6 protein-coding genes are annotated in these 7,495 nt (G+C 28.6%); 3 read left to right on the top strand and 3 right to left on the bottom strand.

From position 1 onward, the window contains the following. Positions 1-129 precede the first annotated feature (129 nt). On the top strand, positions 130-2,154 hold the full coding sequence (locus tag HMPREF2881_RS04085) for a restriction endonuclease (RefSeq protein WP_070436526.1): 2,025 nt from the start codon (positions 130-132) through the stop codon (positions 2,152-2,154). Positions 2,155-2,248: 94 nt separating this feature from the next. On the opposite strand, the gene HMPREF2881_RS04080 is transcribed toward HMPREF2881_RS04085, so the two are convergent. Continuing rightward, positions 2,249-3,400, bottom strand: a complete 1,152-nt coding sequence (locus HMPREF2881_RS04080) for an MFS transporter (protein WP_070653664.1) — start codon at positions 3,398-3,400, stop codon at positions 2,249-2,251. Positions 3,401-3,519: 119 nt separating this feature from the next. On the opposite strand from HMPREF2881_RS04080, the gene HMPREF2881_RS04075 reads away from it, so the two are divergent. Continuing rightward, a complete protein-coding gene (locus tag HMPREF2881_RS04075; RefSeq protein WP_070436524.1) occupies positions 3,520-4,347 on the top strand; it encodes a LysR family transcriptional regulator in 828 nt (275 codons plus the stop codon). A 217-nt stretch (positions 4,348-4,564) separates the two neighbouring features. On the opposite strand, the gene HMPREF2881_RS04070 is transcribed toward HMPREF2881_RS04075, so the two are convergent. Beyond that, positions 4,565-4,978 carry a universal stress protein gene (locus tag HMPREF2881_RS04070; protein ID WP_000282781.1) on the bottom strand — a complete coding sequence of 138 codons (414 nt, stop codon included), beginning with the start codon at positions 4,976-4,978 and terminating at the stop codon, positions 4,565-4,567. Positions 4,979-4,990: 12 nt separating this feature from the next. Continuing rightward, positions 4,991-6,442: a SulP family inorganic anion transporter gene (locus HMPREF2881_RS04065; RefSeq protein WP_002455808.1), complete on the bottom strand. Its 1,452-nt coding sequence runs from the start codon at positions 6,440-6,442 to the stop codon at positions 4,991-4,993. Positions 6,443-6,555: 113 nt separating this feature from the next. On the opposite strand from HMPREF2881_RS04065, the gene HMPREF2881_RS04060 reads away from it, so the two are divergent. Then, positions 6,556-7,098, top strand: coding sequence for a recombinase family protein (locus HMPREF2881_RS04060; protein ID WP_000873698.1), 543 nt, complete (start codon positions 6,556-6,558; stop codon positions 7,096-7,098). Positions 7,099-7,495 lie beyond the last annotated feature (397 nt).

Here is a 7,495-nt window from a genome sequence, read left to right as displayed (position 1 = left end):
CTTAATAACTTTGTTAAGTAGATTATAACACTGGCTGGTAGAGGAATGCAAAACTATCAGAATTTCATCTGTAATAAAGTATTTAATTTGATATATTTAATATAATATTAAGGCAACGGAGTGATAATATTGAATATCATAAAAAGACAATGGAATAGTAAAGTACAAGCCATGCCAAGGATACCGAGAAGTCAAAATAATAATGGATATGTAGAATCTTTAATCAAGATTCTCAAAGCAATAGAAGAAGGTAAAGAAAATAATCATATTTTAGAATTTGAAGGTAGTAAAAGCTCCAATACATTAAATCATTACTGTATTAAACTTAGACCAATTGGAATAGTTGAATTAAAAAATAGTAAATGGTATATAAGTGAAGAAATATCTGGGTGGAATAGTGAAAACATTAGAGACATACTTCCTGAAATTTTAAATGCCAAAGTTAAATATATATCTGAAATGCTAAATTTTATAAAAAAACCAAAAAAAATAAATGTCATTTTAGAAAATGCCAAAGAAAAATATAATATGACGTGGAAAGATAATAATCAAGTCTATGATAGACTACACTGGTTTATGGATTTAGGTATGGTTGAACATATTGGATATGAAAAAAAATACGTACTTACAAATCATGGTGAAAAATTTCTGAAAGATCATCCCCCAATTGAAAATTCAGAAGTACTGCGATTTAAGTATGATCAAACCGAAACTGAAACCGAAATTTATATACCTGAGTTTTTAAATGATACGTACACATATAAATGGTCTAGTGATATAAATAGAAAAAGTAATATAGGATATGTTCCTGGTGGATTAGAAAATGCAGCAAATACCATACGAGACACTTTAGATTTAGCTCGTAATTATACTGATTTTAATAGTATTTATGATTATCTAAGTTCAACATATAATATAAGTGAAAATTCTAATGGACAGTATATAACATTTTTAATTCGTTTAAATATATTAGAGAGAATAGGAGAAAAGACTTATAAAACATCTGAATTAGGTTTGGAATTAATAAAATCTGAAAATATAGATTTTAATATAGTATTTATATTACATAGATACTATAACTATATTTTTGAAATATTGTATTTAATTAAAGATAAGAATATGACAGTAAGAGAAATAGCAACAGTAGGTAAAACTAAATTTAATATGCCTAATGAGTCGGTTGAACAAATAAGAAAAAGAATTAATTATTTGAAAAATGCTTCTTTAATCATTGAGGATATGGGTAAAACCTTCAAGTTAACCCAAAGAGGTCATCTTTTATGCGACAAATTACATCAATACTACGATAATATGATTGAAGAAACAACAAAAATCATTAATGATAAAGACGAAAATGCTAAAAAAAATGATATATATAATTTATTATATGACTTACGAACAAGTTCAATCGATTCTAGTAATCCAACTAATTTTGAAAAAGTATTGCAAAAATATTTTGAAGAGCTTGGCTTTTTTAGTGAATTAATAGCTAAATCGGGTACTACTGATATTTTATTAACAGCACCTACAGCACCTAAATTTACATATAAGGTTAATATCGACGCAAAAACCAATAGAGAGGGAAAAATAACAGAAAGTTTAATTGACTTCGAAACATTAAAAGAACATAAAGAAAAGCATAAAGCTCAATACGTAGTGGTAGTAGGTAAATCATTTGTAGGATCAAGACTTATTAAAAGAGCTGAAAGTAATGGTATAGCTTTAATTGATGTTGATGTCTTGGAAACTTTATTAAAGAACCATCAAAAGTATCCATTACAAGCTATAGAATATTTACCAATCTTCCAACAAAAAGGAATAGTTAACTTAGATGTATTAAATAAACAGTATAATATTATGAATAGACAAAAAGATTTATTTAAATTAATAATTAAAATTTTAATTGATAATAGTAATGACGATTATTCAGGAGGTATTATTTCTTCTGAGGTTATATACTTTATGATAAAACAAGAAACTCACAATTTAGATATCTCGATAACAATGAAAGAAGTAAAGGATATGTTATCTTTGCTTTCAAATTCTCTTATCGATTGTGTAGGTAAAACTAAGGAAGGCTATTATGCTAAAGGATCATTAAAAGATGCAGCTTTAAAATTTAGATTTTATTATGATGTATCTGTAAACTATTAAAATCTTGGTTCTGTTGCATCATGCAGATATTATTACAAATAAAAGCACTCTACTATATCAAATAGTAGGGTGCTTTATATTAAATGCTATTTATTTAAAGTTCTATACTATTTCTATCGATAAACACATTTATTATTTGAATAATAATCCCTATAATAACTATAGCAAAAAAACAATAAATTAATATGTTAGTTGAAGCTCCTTGTGCAAGTAATAAACCACCTAATGCAGCGCCAATCGCACTTCCTAAATAATTTAGAGAGCTATTTAAGGCCACAGATGTGCTGCCATGTTCAGAATGATTTTTTAATAATATATGTTGCTGTGGTGCTTGAGTAGCCCATCCCATTGCTCCCCATAGTATGAACGGTATAAGTCCTAAAATAGGAATTTTAATAAGTGTAGGAATTAACACTATACTAATCCCTAAAGTGACTAAAATGATAAGCATCAAAATTTGGGTGTTTTTAAACTTATCAATGACTAAACCGACTCCAAAACTTCCTAATAATCCTCCAATTCCCCAAGTAGTTAAGAAAAGTGTAATGTAGTGTGGTGAAATACCTTCACTTATAACTTGAGAAAGATAGGTGTATAAACCTAAGCTTGCAATTGCTGCACATACAGTTACAGAGACCACTCTTAATACATGTGGATCTATAAAAAGTGAGAATCTTTCTTTCAAGCTAGGTGCTGAAGGCATTTTAAAATCAGGAAGTAAAAAATATATACTTATAAAGGCAACTATACTTAAAATTACAATTATACCTATAGCAAACCTCCAATTAATTAAATTAGCTAATTGTAAGCCTATGGGAACCCCAACAACCGTACCTATACTCATGCCTCCAACTATAAAAGCTAATGCTTTTCCTTTATTTTTTTGACTTACTAAATGTCCACCCGAACTAACTGCCATAGGAGAGAATAATCCTGCACCTAGTCCAGCTATACATCTGGATAAGATATATATTGAATAGTTTAGAGATAGCATAGTAATCAAATTAGCTAATCCAAAAGTTAATAAAGCCAGTAAAAGAATTTTTTTCACAGAATACTTAGCTAGTATAGTTGAAAAAACAGGGGCTGATAAAGCAAAAAATAATGTAAAAACAGTAACGCCCTGCCCTATTTCAGCACTACTTTTATTAAAACTTTTTCCTATATCAGGTAATAGTCCAGCTACAATATAAGTATCCATCCCTAAGGCAAACATACCTAATGTTAAAATCCAAATTTTCTTCATAATTTAATCATTCCTAACAAATATATTTATGTATTTTAGCGTAGTATTATATTGTAATTAATGGAATAATGAATACATTAAGAGTGGTATTAAAGAAAAGTTAATAGAGGGAGTAATATATGAATATTGAATACATAGAGGATTTCATAAAAGTTGCTGAATATCAGAGTCTTAACCATGCTTCTAAGCTACTTAATATCAGTACCCCAGCACTTAGTAAGAGAATTAAGCGTGTTGAAGAATACTTTGAAGTTGACTTGTTTTATAGAACCTCTCGAGGCATATTTTTAACTGAGTATGGTGAGTTAGTTTTGAGTAAAGTTAAGATTATAAAAAGCGATATAGACGAATTAAAAGCAGAAACTTCAAAAAATGGAGATGCAACAGTTAGAGTTGGTCTATTACCAAGCTTTTCATTGTATAAATGGACTGAGCAAAAAGAAGCATTGATACATCAAAGGCTCTCCATAAAAATTGAAAGTAACACTCAAATTTTACTTGATCACTTACATAATGGAGATATAGATGTAGTTATTGGAGACATAACTGCTACAGAAAATAATCAACTTTATAGTAAAGTTTTATATCGTGAAAAATATATGGTGGTCTTTCCAAAAACTAGTGATTTAAGGCTATCCGATAGTATATTTGCTAGTAATTTAATAAATGAAAAGATACTTCTTCTTAATCCACCATGTGATACTTTATCTTTTATACAAAAACATCTCTCTAAAACTAAGATGAATCTTGAACATAAAAATGATTTAGAGTCCATACTGGCTAGTGTTAATGCTGAACAAGGAATAACAATAATTCCTCAATCATTAATAATACGAGTTGAAAATATGAATCTTTTAATCAGAGAATTGGAAAATCATTCAAGGGAAGTTGGACTCATAGCATATAATAAAGAAATATTGCAAAAAGTATGGAGTATTTTAAGTTAATACATAGTGTGATAAGAGTACACTCTAATCACACATATAAGATTTTGTAATTATCACATTTATTACTTTACTGAATGAATTAGGATTATTTATATAATAAATATAAAGAGTCCAGAAACTTTATTTCTCGGACTCTCTTTTTTGTATATAGATATATATGTCAGTTTTGGTTTATAAAATTATTAAACTTCTTCTATAAAATATAGAAGAGTTTTAATTATTTAACAATAATTACAGGTATTTGAGAACGTTTAGCAACTTTATGACTTACACTACCAAGAACCATTTTTTGAAAACTGTTTAAGCCACGTGTACCTAAAATGATAGCTTGATATTCACCACTATTTGAAACTTCAACCACTTTATCTGTTGGAGTACCGTGAACAATTTTAATTTTGTAATTCACATTGTGTTCTGTAAATAAATCTTTAATAGATTGTAATTTACTTTCCCTTTTTTGAGTTAGATTAGTTCCTTGGTGATCATGTAAAACATCTGTTTTTGATTCTTCAATATCTACAACCGTAAGTATTGTGACAATTGTATAATCACCTATAAAATTTAGTAACTCTTGGGCTGCACGTATACTATTTTTTGAACCATCTGCTGCAAGCAAAATTGAATTATACATAAAAAACACTCCTTAATTTAAATGAGTTTCATTTAAATAACTTAGTTCTGAAATAATTTTTCGGCTATCTGCGTTTAATTTTTCAACATACACAATATTGTTTTTCTCTTCAAATTTCCTAACAATCGTATCAATGGCATTTACTGCTGAATCATCCCATAGGTGAGCGTGATCAAAATTCAACACTATGACACTATCTTCAATATTAAAATCAATTTTCTCCATCATAGAATCAATTGATACAAAGAATATCTGACCTTTAAAAGAAAAACGATGCTGCTTACCTAACTCTTTATAAATAACTTCAACTTTAGAAATTTTAGTCGCAAAGAATATAGCACTGAAAACAACACCTACAACTACACCGATAGCTAAGTTATGTGTTATTAATACAATAATAACCGTTAAAACCATAACGAATGCATCTGTTTTAGGTGCTTTTTTTATATACTTAAATGAATTCCAATCAACAGTCCCGATAGAAACCATAACCATTATCCCTGCAAGAATTGGCATCGGGATTTGAACGACTACACCACCGAGAACAATAATCATAAACATAAGTACAATACCTGCTGTAAATGTAGACAATCTACTATTTGCACCTGACTTAACATTGATTACTGATTGTCCAATCATGGCACAACCTCCCATACCGCCAAAGAAACCAGTAATAATATTAGCAATCCCTTGACCTCTTGATTCTTTGTTTTTACTACTGTGTGTATCAGTTGCATCATCTACAATTTTAGCTGTAAGTAGGCTTTCTACTAGACCCACAATAGCCATTGATAATGAATATGGGAAAATAATTTGAAGTGTTTCTAAATTAAAAGGAATGTTAGGGATTAAGAAATGAGGCAAAGTTTGCTTAATATTACCTAAATCACCTACAGTTCTTACGTCAGATCCTGTATACATATACAATGCTGTTAAAACAATTATAGCTATTAATGGGGCAGGTATAGCTTTATAAAATCTAGGAATAACATATACAATTAGTAAAGTTATAATAACGTATATATAAGTTGCTATAGATATATTAAAAATATGCTCTATTTGAGACATAAAAATCATAATACCCAATGCATTAACAAATCCAATCATAACTGGACGGGGAATAAATTTCATTAAACGACCGACTTTAAGTATTCCTAAAAGTAATTGTATTAACCCCATCAATATCGTAGCAGCAAAAAGATATTCAACACCATGTTCTTTAACTAAAGGTGTGACTAAAAGCGCCACAGCCCCGGTGGCGCCAGAAATCATTGCAGGTCTACCACCCACTATGGCAGTAACAGTAGCAATGATAAATGCTGCATACAATCCCACCATCGGATCCACACCAGCAATAATTGAAAACGCAATTGCTTCTGGTATTAATGCTAGTGCTACAACGATCCCAGCAAGTATATTCTTTCTAGGCTGATTGAACCATTCAGATTTTAATTTTTCAACCATCGCTTTCTCTCCTTTATATTAATTATACTGTAAAGTATAACATAAAAGTTTCATATGTATACCCCTTAATGAAACTATGTGTTATACTTTTTTATGTAAGGTGGTGTAATAAAATGAAATACGGCTACATTAGACCTGTAACAATAAATGACACTGTTACTGAACAAGCAAAGAAAATAGAAATATATACAAAAAATATTCTAAAAGAGACGCATGCTAATAATAAAAAAAGAAACGAACTAAATACATTATTAAATTCAAAATTAGTTTTTGGTGATACATTGTATATTACAGATTTGTGTATTATTGCAGATTCTACAAAACACTTAGTAGATATACTAGATTTACTTTCTGCCAAAGGAATTTCACTATATATAATTAATTTAAATAAAAATCTCATTGCAGATACCAATGAAAATTTTATAAAAACATTACATGAGATTACTGATTTTCAAAGCGACATTGTAAAATTTAGAACACGTATGGGGTTAGAGAATTATACAAGAGAAGGTAAACGTCTTGGTAGACCTAAACGTGATGATAAAAATTTAAGAGATGCTATAGAAATGTATATGAGTAAGAAATATACATTAGATGAGATAAAAGAAAAAACCAATATAAGTAGAGCCACATTATACAGACATTTAGATAAATAATACACTCCCCTTAGTTGTTAAATAAGGGGAATGTATATAGAGTATGAGTATTTTAATTATTATTTATATTAATAAAATAGAATACCTAAAATAATACCAATCAAAACAATAGCCCAAGAAGGAAGTTTAAAATACATTAATATTCTTTCCCATTTAAATAATTAGCTGTTTTAATCACTTCATCATAATTACGACATAAACGATTGCCTTAATAAAAATAGTGTGAGACTCAGACCAATAGTTACTTGTGTTTCTTTGTTGTTCGAAAAAAAATATAAGTGTAGATATATAATATAAAAAGAGAGTGTACAGAAAATAACCATTTTCTGTACACTCTCTTTTTATATCTAGATATATAGCTAGTATACATATTTTAGTGTTCAATAACCCAACAGAA

Origin of the sequence: Staphylococcus sp. HMSC057A08 (assembly GCF_001812925.1) — a bacterium.
Lineage (GTDB): Bacteria > Bacillota > Bacilli > Staphylococcales > Staphylococcaceae > Staphylococcus > Staphylococcus hominis.
Note: the sequence above shows the minus strand (reverse complement) of the source record. Positions and strands in the feature narration are given on the sequence as shown.

Excerpts from the sequence above, each read along its gene's own strand:
- HMPREF2881_RS04080 (WP_070653664.1), bottom strand. The coding sequence starts at position 3,400 with ATGAAGAAAATTTGGATTTTAACATTAGGTATGTTTGCCTTAGGGATG.
- HMPREF2881_RS04075 (WP_070436524.1), top strand. The coding sequence starts at position 3,520 with ATGAATATTGAATACATAGAGGATTTCATAAAAGTTGCTGAATATCAG.
- HMPREF2881_RS04070 (WP_000282781.1), bottom strand. The coding sequence starts at position 4,978 with ATGTATAATTCAATTTTGCTTGCAGCAGATGGTTCAAAAAATAGTATA.
- HMPREF2881_RS04065 (WP_002455808.1), bottom strand. The coding sequence starts at position 6,442 with ATGGTTGAAAAATTAAAATCTGAATGGTTCAATCAGCCTAGAAAGAAT.
- HMPREF2881_RS04060 (WP_000873698.1), top strand. The coding sequence starts at position 6,556 with ATGAAATACGGCTACATTAGACCTGTAACAATAAATGACACTGTTACT.